The 18045-nt window shown below is 57.8% G+C and carries 8 protein-coding genes; 7 read left to right on the top strand and 1 reads right to left on the bottom strand.

The features are described from left to right. The first annotated feature begins 47 nt into the window (after positions 1-47). The 5 genes from AABO57_05925 to AABO57_05905 all read left to right on the top strand — a co-directional run bounded on the left by AABO57_05925 (position 48) and on the right by AABO57_05905 (position 8085). Complete coding sequence (locus tag AABO57_05925; GenBank protein MEK6285260.1) at positions 48-4412, top strand: DEAD/DEAH box helicase; 4365 nt, start codon at positions 48-50, stop codon at positions 4410-4412. Positions 4413-4593: 181 nt separating this feature from the next. Further along, complete coding sequence (locus tag AABO57_05920) at positions 4594-5106, top strand: hypothetical protein (GenBank protein ID MEK6285259.1); 513 nt, start codon at positions 4594-4596, stop codon at positions 5104-5106. Between the two features lie 158 nt (positions 5107-5264). After that, the gene (locus tag AABO57_05915) at positions 5265-7337 is read left to right on the top strand and encodes a S9 family peptidase (protein ID MEK6285258.1); all 2073 of its coding nucleotides are present in this window, start codon (positions 5265-5267) and stop codon (positions 7335-7337) included. A gap of 101 nt (positions 7338-7438) precedes the next feature. Beyond that, positions 7439-7711: a hypothetical protein gene (locus AABO57_05910; GenBank protein MEK6285257.1), complete on the top strand. Its 273-nt coding sequence runs from the start codon at positions 7439-7441 to the stop codon at positions 7709-7711. Further along, entirely contained in the window at positions 7711-8085 is a 375-nt protein-coding gene (locus AABO57_05905) for a hypothetical protein (protein MEK6285256.1), read from the top strand. The genes AABO57_05910 and AABO57_05905 overlap by 1 nt, the downstream gene beginning before the upstream one ends. Before the next feature lie 145 nt (positions 8086-8230). Here AABO57_05905 and AABO57_05900 read toward each other — a convergent pair whose 3' ends face one another. Then, positions 8231-9025, bottom strand: coding sequence for a VOC family protein (locus AABO57_05900; GenBank protein ID MEK6285255.1), 795 nt, complete (start codon positions 9023-9025; stop codon positions 8231-8233). Positions 9026-9480: 455 nt separating this feature from the next. On the opposite strand from AABO57_05900, the gene AABO57_05895 reads away from it, so the two are divergent. Continuing rightward, a complete protein-coding gene (locus tag AABO57_05895; GenBank protein ID MEK6285254.1) occupies positions 9481-12267 on the top strand; it encodes a M14 family zinc carboxypeptidase in 2787 nt (928 codons plus the stop codon). A 328-nt stretch (positions 12268-12595) separates the two neighbouring features. Then, positions 12596-17926 (top strand): MG2 domain-containing protein, encoded by a 5331-nt coding sequence (locus AABO57_05890; protein ID MEK6285253.1) that lies wholly within the window; start codon positions 12596-12598, stop codon positions 17924-17926. Positions 17927-18045 lie beyond the last annotated feature (119 nt).

The following is an 18045-nucleotide window of genomic DNA, read 5'->3' as shown; positions in this document are numbered from 1 at the left end:
CCAGCGCCGGTTCTTTCCGATAAGAGCCGCTGGTATAATACCGCGCTATGAGCCTCAACCTCTTTCACCCCGCGGTCGCCAACTGGTTCGCTAAGCAATTCGACGCGCCGACACCGTCGCAGGAACGCGCGTGGCCTTCGATCAAAGAACGCCGGCATACGTTGATCTCGGCGCCTACGGGATCCGGCAAGACGCTATCGGCTTTTCTCGCGGCCATCGACGATCTTGTCAGGCTCGCGCTGGCCGGCTCGCTTGAAGACACCACGCACGTCGTCTATGTCTCGCCGCTCAAAGCGCTGAGCAACGACATTCAGAAGAACCTGCAGGAACCGCTCGCAGGCATTCAGCAAGAACTGAAGTTGCTCGGGGTGGACGATATCAACATTCGCACGATGGTTCGCACCGGCGACACTCCTGCATCAGAACGCACAGCGATGATCAAGCGGCCGCCTCACATCATCGTCACCACGCCCGAGTCGCTTTACATCTTGCTCACCAGCGAAGGCGGCCGGCGCATGCTTAAGACCGCGCGCACGTTGATCGTAGATGAAATCCACGCGATGGTGGGCAGCAAAAGAGGCTCGCATCTCGCGCTCTCCGTCGAACGACTGCAAGCGCTTGTCGGCGACGATCTGGTTCGCATAGGTCTCTCGGCCACGCAACGTCCCATCGAAGAAGTCGCGCGATTCCTGGTTGGAACACGGAACATCGACAAAGACGGAACGCCGAATTGCACGATCATCGACTCAGGTCACAAGCGCGAACTCGATATCGCGATTGAGGTCCCCGGCTCGCCGCTGGGCGCGGTGATGTCAGGCGAGGTCTTTGATGAAGTCTACGATCGTCTCGCTCAGTTGATCGTCACTCATCGAACGACCCTCGTGTTCGTCAACACCAGAAGGATGGCCGAGCGAGTCGCGCGTTATCTTGGCGAGCGCATCGGCGACGAGAACGTGACTTCACATCATGGCAGCCTGGCTCGTGAGCAACGACTTGTCGCCGAACAGCGCTTGAAAGCAGGCGAGTTGAAAGCTCTGGTTGCGACGGCCTCGCTCGAGCTTGGAATCGACATCGGCGACATCGATCTGGTGTGCCAGCTCGGTTCGACTCGCGCGATTTCGACCCTGCTTCAACGCGTCGGCAGGTCGGGCCATAGCGTGACCGGCTTTCCGAAAGGAAGAATCTTTCCGACTACTCGCGACGAATTGATTGAGTGCGCGGCGCTGCTGGATTCGATTCGGCGAGGCGAGTTGGATCAGTTGTCCATTCCCGAGAAGCCGCTCGACATACTCGCGCAACAGATCGTTGCCGCGGTCGCAAGCGATGAATGGACGGAGGACCAGTTGTTCGAGACGATCCGCCGCGCATATCCGTATCGCAGCCTCGATCGAAGCGAGTTCGACGAGATAGTGAAGATGCTGCGCGATGGGTTCACAACTCGCCGAGGAAAGCGCGGAGCTTACTTGCATCACGACATGATCAACCACCGGTTGCGCGGGCGAAAAGGCGCGCGGTTGACGGCGATCACTTCGGGCGGCGCGATCCCCGACAACGCCGACTATACCGTCGTGCTCGAGCCCACAGATCAGGTAATCGGCACGGTCAACGAAGACTGGGCAGTCGAGAGCATGCAAGGCGACATCTTCCAGTTAGGGAACACGTCGTGGGAGATCGTGAGGGTCGAGAACGGGCGTGTTCGAGTCGCCGATGCTCACGGCAAACCGCCCTCGATTCCGTTCTGGCTTGGCGAAGCGCCGTCGCGAACGCATGAGCTTTCCGCGGCGGTCTCGCGGCTGCGCACCGAGATCGCTGACCGATTCGCCGCTGATGCTTACCCCGATGCTGCGGGGTCAACTCTTGCGTGGCTGATTGATGAGATCGGTCTTTCAACTGCTGCCGCCGAACAGATAGTCGAGTACCTGATAGGAGCGAAGGTCGCGCTTGGGGTGATGCCTTCGCAAGAGACGCTGGTGATCGAACGCTTCTTCGACGAGAGCGGGTCACAGCAGATGGTGATTCACTCGCCCTTCGGGAGCCGGTTGAATCGCGCGTGGGGGCTGGCGCTTCGCAAGCGATTCTGCCGCAAGTTCAACTTTGAGCTTCAGGCAGCCGCGACCGAAGACGCGATCGTGTTGTCGCTGGGCGCGACGCATAGCTTCGCGCTCGATGATGTTTTTCATTATCTGCGTTCGTTTTCAGTTCGACCGTTGCTGACTCAAGCCCTGCTGGCCGCGCCGATGTTTGAGATTCGCTGGCGATGGAACATAACTCGCGCGCTTGCCGTCCCGCGGCGTCGCGGGGGCAAAAAGATTCCGGCCCAGCTTCAACGGATGTTCGCCGAAGATCTGCTGTCGGCCGTTTTTCCGGATCAAGTTGCGTGTGGTGAGAACCTGCCCGCAGGCGACATCGAGATTCCCGACCACCCGCTTGTGAACCAGACCGTTCAGGACTGCCTCGAAGAAGCGATGGACATCGAAGGCCTCGAGGCTTTGCTCGCGTCGATTGAGCGCGGCGAGAAGACCTTGATCGCGCGCGACGTTGTCGAAGCCTCGCCGCTCGCACAGGAGATCTTGAACGCGAGGCCGTATGCCTACCTGGACGATGCGCCGCTTGAAGAGCGCAGAACCCGCGCGGTTTTTCAGAGGCGATGGCTTGATCCTGAGACGGCTTCCGATCTTGGCGCCCTCGATGTTGGAGCGATCGAGCGAGTGCGCGACGAGGTGTGGCCGCAGGTCGATCGAGCTGACGAGTTGCACGATGCACTGGTCGAGCTTGGCTTCATCACAGCGGATGAAGGGAACCGTGAACCAGATTGGCCCGCCTTCTTGAGCGAGCTTGAAGCGGATCGGCGAGCCGCGGTTCTTCGCACGGGCGGTCGAGATCTTTGGGTCGCCGCGGAACGGCTGCCTCAACTGCAGGCCATCTTCCCGCTATCCAAAACTGAACCGGCGATATCGGCGCCCGATGCTCTCGCTGTTGTTACGTGGACGAGCGACGATGCGCTTGTTGAAATTGTGCGTGGAAGACTCGAGGGAGTTGGGCCGACGACTATCGGCGCGCTGGCGAGCTCGATGGGCGTGCCGGCTCTCTCGATTGAAGCCGCGCTTGCGAGACTGGAGGGCGAAGGGTTCGTGATGCGCGGGCGCTTCACGCCAGGTGTTGAAGAGACCGAGTGGTGCGCGCGGCGGTTGCTCGCGCGAATTCATAGCTACACGCTGAATCGTCTGCGCCAGGAGATTGAGCCCGTCTCGAGTGCGGACCTTGTGCGCTTTCTTCTCACCTGGCAGAAGCTCGCGCCGGAACATCAGGTTGAGAGTCCCGAAAGCCTCGCCGCATTGATCTCGCAGCTCGAGGGTTTCGAAGCCCCCGCTGCTGCTTGGGAAGGCGAGATCTTTCCAGCAAGGATGGTCGACTACGATCCGGCGTGGCTCGACTCGCTCTGTCTTTCAGGGCAAGTGATGTGGGCGCGATTGACGACGCCGCGTCCGGGACCGGAACGCTTGAAAGCATCGGGTCCGGTGCGCACGACCCCGATAGCTTTGCTAAACAGAAAGAATCTATCGCTATGGGCGCCGCTGTTCCCACAGCCTTCAATAAGCGACGTCAATCTCTCATCGGCCGCGCAATCGATCTATGAATACCTTGTAAGCGGCGGCGCGTCGTTCTTCACCGACCTGCTCGAAGGGGTTTCGCTGCTCGAAACACAGATCGAAGAAGCGCTCGGGGAGTTGGTTGCGTGCGGGCTTGTGACGGCAGACAGCTTTACAGGTTTGCGCGCGCTGCTCACTCCTTCGAACAAACGGACTAATGCTTCGACCAGGCGAAAGCGCCGCGAAGCAGTTTACGCGATGTCGAGTGCCGGCCGCTGGTCGCTGCTGTCACGCGAACGGAAGACTCGAAATGGGCGCGAGTCTTACGATCCCGAAGCCGTGGAGAAGATCGCTCGCACGCTTTTGCGGCGGTATGGAGTAGTCTTCAAGCGATTGCTTGATCGCGAAGGCTTGCCGCTGCCGTGGCGCGAGTTATTGAAGACCTATCATAGACTCGAAGCACGAGGGGAGATTCGCGGCGGGCGCTTCGTGTCCGGCTTCTCAGGAGAGCAGTTCGCATTGGCTGAAGCGGTGGGTATGCTGCGCGCTATACGCCGGACGCCCGGTGAAGGGGCGCTGGTCAGCGTGAGCGCCGCGGATCCTTTGAACCTGGTTGGCATAATCACGCCGGGTAACCGGGTCTCGGCGTTCTCGACAAACCGGATTCTTTATCGCGATGGAGTTCCTATTGCGACGCTCGAGTCCGGTGGCGTTCGCTTCCTGGTAGACATGGATTCAGCCTCGGAATGGAAAGCGAAAAACGCGCTAGTGCGCAGAGCAATCGCGCCTCCGCTTCGTACTTACCTGAGCCGCCCGGCGTAAAGGTCCGCACCCGTTGTGTGGAATCGAGTCCTAAGAGTAATATTGGCCTCGATACTTCACAGCCTGCTTAGAATGGACTGACGCTTTCGATCTTCATGCAAGAGGTGCTGAAGCTTCGGTAGTGGGGTAAAAGCAAAGCGATGGGTATCCGCGTTACGACTACCGAAACCGGTGGGTAAGTATGGATAGTTTCACCATAGGTATTCTTCAGAGCTATACAGAGATGTTGTCTAGAGTCCAGGACTCTTCGGCCCAACTGCGCAACTCTTCGTTGACGAGGTTTGTATGGATTGTAGCTATCGATGGGTTCGCTGTCATCAACATGAAAGCCTATTCGGAGGGCGTTCTCCACAGAGCCCCAACGCGATGCGAACTAACGTTCCTCCTAATACCCTGGTTGTTTTCCGCACTCGCCGCTGTGATCGCTCATTTTTTTGTTGATGAGGCAGCAGTGAAAGACTTGGAATACACGATTGGCAGAGTATTCGATCTTCAGCTTCAGAGGATCAGAACTGCGGAAGTAGGACTTGAACCGGAGGAGCTCATGAAGGTTTTGAATGATCCGAAGTGGCTAAATGAGAGGGCGGCCGTGACAAGATCGGGCAAGTGGGTTAGACGTCTTGAGTTGACTAGTTTCGGCAGCCTCGTTCTCGCGTTCATCGGATCGTCAGTATACCTCCTCGCCGCAATGTGAAGTCAAAGCCCCTTGCGACTTGACTCTAAACCCGCAACCCAATATCGTGGCCTAGCCGCAGTGGAAGAAATCGGCACTCACCTACATAACGAATTCAAAGCAGCAGACTCGCTCGAGTTTCCAGGGGTCGCGCAGGAGGATCACCCATGAGGATTACCATGATGAGAAAGCTTTTTCGCTCCAGCTTGATGGGGCTTTTTCTGGTTTCAATGTGTCTGGGCGCATTCGCTCAGGCCAGGAAAGGTCCAGCCGACAAAGGCACGCTCGACAAAGAGACCTTCATGAATATGGAGAGCGTCGCGGGTCCGGCGATCTCTCCCGACGGCAAGCAGATAGTTTTCACTCGCTCGTGGGTCGACAAGGTCAAAGACGAACGTGTGAGCAACCTCTGGATCGTCGACGTGGACGGCACTCGAACGCGCGAGCTGACCACCGGCAACTGGCGAGACAGTCAGCCGGTCTGGTCCCCCGACGGCAAGCGCATCGCCTTTCTTTCGGACCGCGACGGCACCAACCAATTGCACATCCTTTGGGTCGACACGCGTGAGGCTTCGCAACTCACTCATCTCGAGCAAGCGCCTGGAGGAATCAATTGGTCGCCCGACGGCAAGTGGATCGCCTTCACCGCTTTTGAGCCTGACAACGATCCAATCCTCGCAGTGAAGCTGCCCGAGCGGCCCCGCAACGCGCAGTGGGCCAAGCCGGCCGTGCTGGTAAACCGCCTGGCCTGGGCCGCCGATGGACGAGGTCCGTTGCCGATGGGCAACACGCAGATATACACCATCGACTCGGTGCTTGGAGGCACGCCTCGCCAAGTCACCTCCGGCAAGTACAATCACAACGGGCCCGAGTGGTCGGCCGACGGAAAAACGATCTATGTCTCCTCGATTCGAAAGCCGGATGCCGAGTACTTGCGCGGCGACAGCGAAATCTACGCCGTCGATCTGAAGACTCTCGATGTCAAACCGCTGACCGACCGCAAGGGTCCGGACGGCGGTCCGCAGGTTTCACCCGATGGCCGCTGGATCGCATACACCGGCTACGACGAAAAGAACTATACCAATCATGTTGCAAGCCTCTACTTGATGGACAACGCCGGCGGAAACAAGAAACTGTGGGCTGGGAACCTTCCAAGTTCTCCGCGCGGAGTGCGCTGGGCAATCGACGGGTCGGGCGCGTACTACGACATGGAGGAGAAGGGTTCGTCGCACATCTATTTTGTCTCAGTTGATGGAAAGATTCGACAGGGCACCCAGGGCGTTTCCGTCCTTGAAGGCTACTCGATGGCGAACAACGGACAAGTAGCCGGGGTGCGGTCGAGCTTCAAAGAGCCCGGCACGCTGGTCACCTTCAACATGAAAGACCCTGCGAATGTGAAGAAGCTCGTCGATGTCAACGAAGACGTTCTTGCGGGCGTCAGGCTCGGCGACGCTGAAGAGCTATGGGTCAGCTCGAAAGACGGTTTGAAGGTGCAGGGGTGGCTGATCAAGCCGGTGGATTTCGATCCGGCTAAGAAGTACCCAATGGTGTTGTGGATTCACGGCGGCCCGTGGTCGATGTACTCGGTAGCGTTCAGTTGGGCGTTCCAGAACTTCTCGGCAAACGGCTACGGTGTGCTGTTCATGAATCCGCGAGGTTCGACCGGCTACGGCCAGGACTTCGTCAATGGGATTCAGTATTCGTATCCGGGCAAGGACTACGACGATTTGATGGCGGGCGTTGACGCGGCGATTGCGAAAGGGTGGATCGACGATAAGAACCTGTTCGTCTGCGGCGGCAGCGGCGGCGGCGTGTTGACTGCGTGGATAGTCGGCAAGACGGATCGCTTTGCGGCTGCGGTGTCGATGAGACCGGTGATCAACTGGCATTCCTTCGTCGGGACTACGGACGGCCCGGCCTGGTACAACCAGTTCGAAAAGTATCCGTGGGAAGACCCGATGCTCTACGCAGTGCGTTCGCCGCTGCACTATGTCGCGAACGTGAAGACGCCGACTATGGTGATGACCGGGGAGGCTGACTTGCGAACGCCGATGCGGCAAAGCGAGGAGTTCTATCGCGCCTTGAAGATGCTGAAGAAGGAAACACTGCTGGTGCGGATGCCCGATGAGTATCACGGCTGGCGTCGCCCGTCGCATCAGTTGCTGCAGCAGCTTTACCTGATGGCGTGGTTCGACAAGCACAGCCGGAAAGGCAAGGGTGCTCCGGTGGACGCAGGCACTTCGCAGAAGTAATGCGTTGAGGCGCGCTCGCGGGACGACCGTTCCGCGAGCGCGCGACGAGCAATCGTGAAGTTTGTTGTTATTTAGCGCGCCGCGGGCTAAGATTCGCACAGATGTCAACAAGCACGGTACAATGGAGCCAGCAAGAAATTGAGCAGTTCGTCGAGCGCGCGAAGCAGATCTATCGAGACAAACTAGCACCGATTCTTGAGCCAGAGCATACCGGAGAGATCGTAGCGATCGCTCCTGAAAGCGGAGATTACTTCCTGGGAACGAATGAAATAGATGCCACTCATCGCGCCCGAGACGCCGGACGTATTGGGCCTCTATACTTCCTGCGCGTTGGCTCAGATTACACCTACCGAATTATGTCACCGCGACGGTAATGCAACTCGACGGCTACTTCAACGCGACGGGTGAACCAGCAATTCAGCTCGATCTGGGATTTGGACAGGCAGAAATCCTGATTGACACTGGGTTTGCCGGTTGGCTGATCGTGCCGACTGGCTTTGCGATTGATCTCTCCGATGCCTTTGAAGGCTTCCAGAATTTTCTTACTGCCACGGGTCAAACTTTCACGGCAGTGGTTTATTTTGTTGAGATCGATTGGTTCAACGAGCGAATCGACGTGCCTGTAGCCGTCAGCCACCAGATCACCGAAGCTCTTCTCGGAGGTCAAATGTTGAGCGATTGCCTGCTTTCAATAGACTACTACGATCGAACCGTGAAAATCGTACGTCGCACTTCCCAATCGGACTGATGGAGTGAGAAGAAACCTCATTCGCCTCTGGACCGTCGGGCATCATAACGAGGGCCGATTAGAGATTAGAGTTCGGAGTTCAAGCTCTCGCTTGTCCACGATCGCCAGGGACAAGTTGAAGCTTGAACTCCGAACTCTCCTTCGACTACTGCGCGTGGCCCGTTAGCTTGATGATCGCGAACATCGCGCCTTGCGGGTCGCCAATCACCGCGAACCTTCCGACGTTCGGAATGTCGGTCGGCGGCACGAATAGCTTTCCGCCTGACGCCGTAGCTTTGTCTGCGCTGGCATTGCAGTCTTCCACCATGAAGTATGGAAGCCAGTTGGGCGGGACCGGTCCCATCTCCGGCCTGATCTCCATCATCCCGCCGATCGACTGACCGGCGTTGCTCCACTCGACGTAGACTCCAGCCTCCCCCATGTCGCCCTCTTTGGATGCCCAGCCGAACAGTCCCTTGTAGAACTCGGCAGCCTTCTTCCGGTCAGTCGTCCAAAGCTCATCCCAGCCAAACGTGCCGACCTCGCCGACAAGCTTTGCGCCAATGTGCGCCTTCGCCTGCCACACGCAGAAGGTAGCGCCTTGCGGGTCTTGAACAATCGCCATTCGTCCGACATCCATAACGTCGAACGCATCGGCCATCACGTTGCCTCCAAGGGAAGCTGCCTTCTTTGCCGCGTCGTCGGCGCTCTCGACCGCAATGTACGTCATCCAGTGGGGCGGTACGCCGTGAGCTTTGTGCTCCGGCTGCAAATCGCACATTGCCCCAACTTCGAGGCCTCTAATTCTGAGCATCGTGTAGACCATATCCGGACCTGCCGGCGTGTCCTCCGCCTGCCAATCAAACAAACCGCAATAGAACTTCTTTGCCGCAGCCGAATCGCTGGTGTTGAGCTCAATCCAGCAGAAAGATCCGGGCGCGTGCTTGGTTACTTCTGGCATAGTCTCTTCCTCCAATTAAGAAATGGCCACAAAGACACACAAAGAACAGGGGCCGTTCCTTTTTTGGTTCGTGTGCTCCAGCGGCGGTTTTAGCAGTTCCCCATGAATACTATTAAACTCTTCTCGAGTTCTCTTTTGATCGCTTACCAGAATCGCTCGAGTGTGGGCATCACGCAGGCAATGAATTGAACCTCAAGCAGCCTGCCTCGATTCTGCTGTCTTGAGATTGAACCACAATCGCAGCGGCTTTGCATGTGGTTTTGTTCCAAGAACCGTCCGGTTCTGGCGAGAAACCGGCAAAGATGATAAAACTCACGGCGAGTTCAGCGCCGCGAGTTCTTGAGTTCGTATTACGGCCTTTAGGCGGAAGTTTGTAGCACAATGGCCGGACTGTGACCACGTACAAACTTCCGCCTAAAGGCCGTACTACGAACTTTCTAAAAGGAGACCCAACGATGCACGCTTTCCGCTTTCACCCGCGAGGGCTATCCATCCTGACGGCCTTGATATTGCTCAGCGTGGTAAGCTCCGCTCAGCAGTCAAAACCTCAGACACAAGACGAAGACTTTGCCCGTTCCGTCAAAGAGTGGACGACGAAACCTGAATTCATGAGCCCGCTCGTCGATCACCTGCCCAAAGTTTCAGGGATACCCTCGCCAAAAGACGTGCTCGGCCATCACATAGGGGCGCCCGGCAAGCTCACCTATCATGCGGAAGCGCTGAACTACTATCGCGCGCTCGCCGCCAAGACGGCGCGCGTAAAGGTTTTCTCGATCGGCACCACCGATGAGGGACGTGAGTGCGTGGTCGTGGCGGTCGGCTCCGAGGAGTCGATCAAGAACATCGACCAGTATCGCGCTTACCTCGCCCAGCTTGCGGACCCGCGCAAACTCACCGACGGCCAGGCTCGCGAAGTAATCGCGAAAGCGAAGCCGATCTATCACGTTATGGGCGGGCTTCACAGCGGGGAGACCGGCCCACCCGAAATGCTCATGGAGCTCGCATATCGACTCGCCGTCGAAGACTCGCCGGTGATCAACCAGATTCGGGACAATGTGATCGTCACCATCACGCCGATTGCCGAACCCGATGGCCGCGACCGCTACGTCGATTGGTACTACCGCTACAAGATCGATGAGAAGACCGAACAAGATAGCCTGGGCGGGCCGCCTTACTGGGGCAAGTACATCTTTCACGACAACAACCGCGACATCAATTACTCGCAAGTGACGATGCGAACGCTGATCGACTGGTATCTACAGTGGCACCCGCCGATCATGCACGAGCTTCACGAGTCGGTGCCGTTTTTGTACACCTTCAGCGGGCAGGCGCCGCAGAACCCGACGCTCGATCCGATCCTGTACGGTGAGTTGCCGTGGTTTTCGAACTTCGAGATGACCCAGATGATCAAGTACGGAATGCCCGGCGTATGGACGCACGCTTTCGTGGACATGTGGTCGCCCGGTTATCTCGGATTCATGTCTTCGAATCACAACGGCATGCTGCGAATGTACGAAACGTTCGGTAACGCGGGCGCGAATACGATGAAGCGCAAAGTGGATTCGGGAGAGGCGACCGGCGGCGGACGCATCAGCCCTACCACCCGCGAATGGTATCGCCCGCTGCCGCCGTATAAAGAAGTGGTCTGGTCGATGCGCAACAACACGAACTACATGGAGACCGGCGTGCTGTCTGCGCTTCAGCTCACTGCGTCGTTTCCAGGAGTCATCCTCGAAAACTTCTATCGCAAGAGCCGCAACTCGATCGAGTCCGGTAAGAAAGACGCGCCGTTCGGTTATGTCATTCCGGCGGGTCAGCTCGATATGACCCGCGTTGCGCGGCTCGTCAACACGCTTCGTATCCAGGGTATCGAGATTGGCCGCGCGGCCGCCGAGCTCAAAGTGAACGAAGGGACCTTTTCTGCCGGCTCGCTGGTCATCAAACGCGATCAGCCTTATGGCAGGCTGGCAAAGATCCTTCTCGAGAAGCAGGATTTTCCCGATCAGAACCTTCGGACCTATGACGACACCGGTTGGACCATGGGCTTGATGAGTCACGCCGAGGTGAAAGAGATCGCGGACAAAACGATTTTGGACATCGTCGTCCAACCTGTCGACAAGCTCGAGATCAAGGGAACTGTCGCTGCCGGCCAAACAGCGACTGCTTATGTGATCGCGCACTTCGGCTCTAACAACATGATCACTCTGCGCTATCGACTGAAAGACCTCAAAGTGGAAACCGTCGAGCAGGCGTTCAAAGACGGCAACACCGAGTTCCCGGCGGGGTCGTTCATCGTGCCTGCCAACCAGAGCGGCAAAGATGTTCAAGCGCGAGTCAAAGCTGCGGTCGAGCCGCTTGGATTGACCGCAGCCGCGCTCTCGAGAATCCCTGACGTGCCCAGGCACGAATCGGATCTCCCGCGGCTGGCGATCTACAGCACCTGGGGCAACACCCAGGAGGTTGGCTGGGTGCGTTATGCGTTGGACAAGTTCGAAGCGCCTTTCGATCTGATCTACAAGGAGCGCGTTAAGAAAGGTGACTTGCGCGCTTCGTATGATGTGATCGTTGTGCCCAATCAAGGACGCGGCGGGAAGGGACTGGTCTATGATCTCGAGCCCAAAGCCAGGCCCATCGCGTACACAAAGACCGAGCGGTTCAAGAATCTTGGGATGTACGGCGAGTCCGAAGACATCACCGGAGGCATGGGCATCGCGGGCGTTGCGGAGTTCGAGAAATTCATTAATGCCGGCGGTCTGTTGATCACCCTGGGCAGCGCGAGTTTCTTCCCGCCGGAGTTCGGCCTCACTCGAACGATCGACGCAGGCAGAACATCGCCACAGTTTTACGGGCCGGGGCCAATCGTCGAAGCCGAGATTCTTCAGGCGGCGCATCCGCTTTTCTACGGGTACTCGCAGAAGACAGTCCCGGTGAGGTTCGCAAACGGGCCGTTGCTTCAAGTGCCCGAGCGCGATCGCGGCAGTCAGGTGTTGATGCGATTTCCGGGCGGCGATAGCTCGGTGTTGAGCGGGTTGATGAAGGGCGCGAGCGAGATTCGTAACCGGCCGGCGATTGTTGATGTTCCGGTGGGCCGTGGCCGCGTGCTGCTGTTTTCCACGAACCCTTGCTATCGATGGCAGAACTTTGGCGAGTTCAACATGCTGTTCAACGCTATCTTGAATTTCAACGACATCAAAACCGTGCAGAAGAAGGCCGATCAAACACCGGATGGACAGGATAAGTAGACGAGAACCAGAGTGACTCTTGGCGTTCTTTGCGGACCTTTGCGTCTTTGCGCGAAACTTGTTTTCGTAAAGGTCCGTTTCGCGTGAAACTTGTTTTCGTACCAGGTCCGTTTCGCGCAAAGACGCAAAGACGGACGCAGAGACGCAAAAGGCTCATCTGGAAATCTGCCGCAAGAGATTTCTAGCCTGCCGTTCTACTATCGCGGTTTAGTAATTGCCGAGCAGCCCGTAAAGAGAAGTCCCCAATAAAAGAGCGTCACAAAGAACACGTGCGCCGACTGAAGGTCCAAGCGCATGAAAATGAAGATTGTATCCGGAGGTGTGCCCAATGAGTTTCGTGAAACAGAACAGATGGTCGAGAACTGCCCTGGTGTTGATCTGCGTCGCCGTTGCGACGCTCTTGCTGACGATCGCGCCGCGCGATGAAGTGTTCGCCGACGACAACGAGCTTGCCGCCATTTATCGCAACGGCTCGCTTGAAGTGTTCGTGCCCAATCAAGAAACCACGGCTCGCAACCAGACGTTGAGCCTCGAGATACTCGATGCGAACGACAAGCTTGTTGCCAGGGCCGTTCGATCCATATCGTCCTCAGATAATCGCGCCTCGAGAGTAACGATCCCTCTCGATAAGAGCCTGGCGCTCGAAGATCTGGCGTGGGATCGCTTGAAGATCAACACCGGCGATTCGTCAAAGATCGTTTCGCTTTCGGAAATACTTCGCATACCGGTAGTTCGCATCTTCGCGCAACGGGCTTACGCCGCCGGATCAACGGCGTCGGTGCGAGTAATCACGTCCGATTCGAAAGCCGGCAACCCGCTTCGCGACAGCCGGGTGAAGCTCGAGCTTATGGACGGCGATCGCTCTACCACGCTTTTCACAGGGCGAACCGACGCGCTGGGCACCGCTCAAGTGTCCTTTACCCTGCCTGCTGGAAGCTACGGCTCACGGCAGTTGCGAGTTACGGCTGACACGCCACTCGGCACTGTCACGGCCAATCAACCGATTCAACTCGAACGCCGGGATCGCATACTGCTCACCACCGACAAGCCGCTCTACCAGCCGGGTCAGACGATCCATCTGCGGGCGCTCGCGCTCGATGGGCCGACTCACGCAGCGGCAGCGGAGCAGCCGATCACGCTCGAGGTCGAAGACGGCAAAGGGAACAAGGTCTTCAAGAAACGTGATCGCACCGACCGCTTCGGCATCGCCTCGGCGGACTTCGAGCTCGCCGACGAAGTCAACTTCGGGCCTTATCACATCCGCGCGATCCTCGGCGATAACGAGGCCGCTTCCATGCAGGAGAAGACCGTCACCGTAGACCGTTACGTTCTGCCAAAGTTTAAGGTGGAAGTCGAGCTGAGCAACGACGCGGCCAGGCAGCAGGCCAGCTACTACTCGCCGGGCGAGACGGTGAAGGGGAAGATCACTGCGCGATACTTGTTCGGCAAGCCGCTCGCCAATGCTGAAGTCACGGTGAAGGTCACAACTTTTGACGTGCAAGCGGTCGAGCTTGGACAAGCCAATGGCAAGACCGACGCCGAGGGTCACTTTCCGTTTTCATCCAAGCTGCCCGATTTCTTTGCCGGCCGCTCGACTCAGCAAGGCAGCGCCCCAGTTTCCATCGCTGTCGAAGTCAAAGATACTGCGCAACACACCGAAACAAAGTCGCGTAACGTTCTTGTTTCAAGAACGCCTATCCTGATAATGGCAGTCCCTGAAAGCGGGCGGTTGCTTCCGGGGCTTGAGAACCGGGTTTATATTCTGACTTCTTACCCCGATGGAACGCCTGCTCCGGCAACTGTCACTGGAAACATTACTCCATCGCGCATCCAGACCGACGCGAGCGGAGTCGCGACGATTACACTTCGCGCGGGCAACGACCCGGTCGTGCTCAATCTGAAAGCCGTGGATGCGCGAGGGCGCGCCGCACAAGCAGACGTGAAGCTCGATAGCGCGAGTCAAACTCAGAGCCTGATGCTTCGCACCAACCAGGCCGTTTACAAGATCGGAGATAAGCTTCGACTGGAAACTATTTCTACCAGGAAACGGGGCGCTGTTTACATCGACGTAGTGAAGGATGGGCAGACGCTGATCACGCGAGCTATCGACATATCCGGCGGGCGCGGAGATTTATCGCTCGATCTAACGCCGGCGATGTTCGGAACGATCGAAGTTCGGGCATATCAAATTACCTCGGACGCCGATCCGATTTCAGATCGCCGCCTCGTCTACGTCGATCCCGCTGATGATTTGAAAGTCGAAGTTTCCGCTGAGCAAGAGAGCTACAAACCCGGCGAGGAAGCCTGCGTCAACTTTCGCGTCACCGACCAGGCGGGCCGGCCGGTATCGGCGGCGCTCGGCGTCGAGATCGTCGACGAAGCAGTGTTCGCCCTTTCCGATAAGCAGCCGGGCTTCGAGAAAGTGTTCATGTATCTCGAGAAACAGTTGCTGACCCCTCGATATGAAGTTCATCAATTCTCTTTTGATAAAGTGCTGCTCGATGACTTTGAGGGAGAGAAGCCTGCGCAGATTGCACGACGCGAGCGCGCTGCCCAGGTGTTGCTCGCGGCGGCGGGAACGGTGAGCGACAAAGATGTTCGAGCGGAGTTTGGCCGCGAAGCAATACAAGCGAAGCGCGGCCAGTATCTCGCGCTATACGCCGGACGGCTCAACGAAAAAGCACAGACGATAGCTCGCGCGATGAGCGGTTACTACGAGCATCACGAGGCTGCGCCTTCGGGCTTCAATCGCGATCTGCAGTTATTCGCCTCGGAAGGGAACGCGCAGAGCAGGATACTCGAAGACTCCTGGGGAAATCCGCTGGTCGGCGACGGGAGATTCACTACAAATGCTAACTCGTATTTGACTCTTCGCTCGATGGGACCGGACCGCCGCGCGGGGACTGCCGATGACATCAGTTTTCAGGTCTATGCGCAGCGCAAACCGCAGACTAATGCGAATCGCTACGGGCAGTTCAAGGGCCGAGCGACCGTGCACAGCGACGCGATTGCAGGGGGACGCGCTGCAGTCGAAGGTACAGTCAAAGACAAAGACGCCAACGCGATTGCCGGCGTGAAGGTGTCGTCGCGGCGAGTCGCAAACGGTATGACCATTTCGGTGTACACGGATGCGAGCGGACGTTTCACGATACCGAATCTCGCGCCGGGAAGTTATCAGGTGGTCTTCGAGAGCGAATCGTATCAGCCTACCGTTTACAGGACGCTTTCGCTTAACGCGGGCGCGCGAGGAGTCGTTGAAGCTGTGCTTGAATCGCGCGGCATCACGCCTGTCACTCTGACCGCTTATTTGAATTACAGCGGTGAGTTCGGCCAGGCAATTGGAAGAGCAGGGGGCAGGCCGGAAGCGATATTGGAGTTCGCAGTGCGGAAAGACGCCGCGCGCTTAGCTGATATGCCGGCAGGCGTAGTTGCGCCGAGGGCCGAACCCTCACCAAGCAAGGTGGTCGCGCCTGGCGGTGATCGAGATGAGAAACAGGCTGCTGGAGCCGAGCCTCGCGTGCGAAGCTTCTTTCCTGAAACGCTCTACACGAATCCGTCGCTGATCACCGACGGACAGGGGCGCGCTTCGATTCACGTTCCGATGGCCGATTCGATCACGACCTGGCGAGTCACTTCGCTGGCTTCAACCGCGCGCGGGGCGCTCGGCTCATCGACCGCTCCCATTCGCGTGTTTCAGGATTTCTTCGTCGATCTGGATCTACCGGTCTCGCTCACTGAAGGTGACGTCGTTTCGGTGCCGGTCGCAGTCTACAACTATCTGCCAAAGGCCCAACGAGTCTCGCTCGAGTTGAGACAAGACCCCTGGTTCGCACTCGACAACGACAACGCCAACAAGCAAGTCGAAGTCGGCGCAGGCGAAGTGACCGCGGCTTCCTTCCGCGTGAAGGCTTCCAAGATCGGCGAGCAGCAGTTGCAAGTCACCGCGCGGCTCGTGGACGCGGCAGCCAATCAACCGGGCGACGCAGTGGCGCGCTCGGTCACCGTGCTTCCCAACGGCGAAGAGCACGCGGTTGTCGTCAACGAACGACTCGAAGGAGCGGTGACCAAGGACGTAGTGATTCCCGCCGGCGCGATAGCCGATGCATCGAAGATCTTCGTGAAGCTTTATCCCGGCGCGCTGTCGCAGGTAGTCGAGGGACTCGATTCGATCTTGCAGATGCCGGGCGGCTGCTTCGAGCAGACTTCGTCCTCGACTTATCCGAATATTCTGGTGATGGACTACCTGAAGACCAGCAAGAAGATCACGCCCGAGATTCAAGCAAAGGCCGAAGGCTTCATCTCACTCGGCTATCAGCGGCTGGTGACGTTTGAGGTGCCGGGCGGCGGTTTCTCGTGGTTCGGTCAGGCGCCAGCGAACAAGATACTCACTTCTTACGGCTTGATGCAGTTCTCCGATATGTCGCGAGTGCACGAAGTCGATCAGCGATTGATCGATCGCACGCAGAACTGGCTGGTCTCACAGCAACAGCCCGACGGCAGCTTTAAGCCGGACACTTACTTCATCAACGAAGGCGCGACGAATCGCTACAACACAGACGTCGTGCGTATCACCGCGTACATCGGGTGGGCGCTTGCGGCTTCGGGCTACAAGAGTGAAGCAGTCGAGAAGGCGAAGCAGTTCGTCGCCTCGCACATAACGGGCAAGGAAGATGTCTACACGCTCGCGGTGATCGCGAACTTTGCGGCGGACTACGGCAAAGACAAAGCGTGGACAGAAGCCGCGATCAACACTCTTGCGGCGCGTGCAACCGAGGGACCGAAGACGGCTTACTGGAAACAGGAAGGGGAGACCCCAACATCTGCGCGAAATGATTCGGCTGATCTTGAAACGACTGCGCTTGCCGCGCAGGCGTTGCTCAAGAGCGGCCAAAAGAGCGGGCTTGCGAAGAAGGCGCTCGACTACCTGACCGAAAAGAAAGACGCGTTCGGGAACTGGCAGACTACGCAGGCGACTATTCTTTCATTGAAGGCGTTCCTGCTGTCGTTCACAAAAGGAACGAACGCGGACACCGCCGGAACGGTCGAGGTGTCGATTGACGGCAAAGCGGTCGAACGCGTGCAGATCACCAAAGACAACAACGACCTGTTGCACCTCGTTGACCTCAAGGCTTACACGCACGAGGGAGCGCATCGCGTAAGCCTTTCGTTCGCAGGGAAGGGAAGCATGCAGTATCAGATCATCGGGCGCTACTACGTTCCGTGGGGTCGGCGAGTGGACGCCGGCCCGCGCGAGCCTCTCACGATCGACGTGAGCTACGACCGCACGCGGTTGGCGCAAGACGAAACAGCGACAGCGAAAGTGAAAGTCCAGAACAACACGCCGGCAAAAGCCAAGATGATCATGGTTGACCTTGGAATTCCGCCGGGCTTCGAACCATCGGGGGAAGACTTCGCTGCGTTGGTGGATTCAACTCGCGACAAGAACGGCGGCAAGCTCGAGAAGTACACGATCACCGCCAAGCAGGTTATCCTCTACTTTGACGGTTTGAACGCGAGACAGCGGATGGACTTCTCGTTTAAGCTCCGAGCCAAATTCCCGGTGCGAGCCCAGACCTTCTCTTCACGGGTGTACGAGTACTACAACCCGACGGTCGAGGATAAGACGAAGCCAGTGGAGATGACCGTCGTAGCGAAGTAGGGAAACACGGATGAAGTGAGTTCGTAGTACGGCCTTTAGGCGGAAGTTCGTAGCATATCGACTGGACCGCGATCGGGTTACCAACTTCCGCCTAAAGGCCGGACTACGAACTCACAAGC

Source organism: Acidobacteriota bacterium (assembly GCA_038040445.1).
GTDB lineage: Bacteria > Acidobacteriota > Blastocatellia > UBA7656 > UBA7656 > Onstottus_A > Onstottus_A frigus.
The sequence above is the reverse complement of the archived record's forward strand: the minus strand, read 5'-3'. Positions and strand labels throughout refer to the sequence as shown.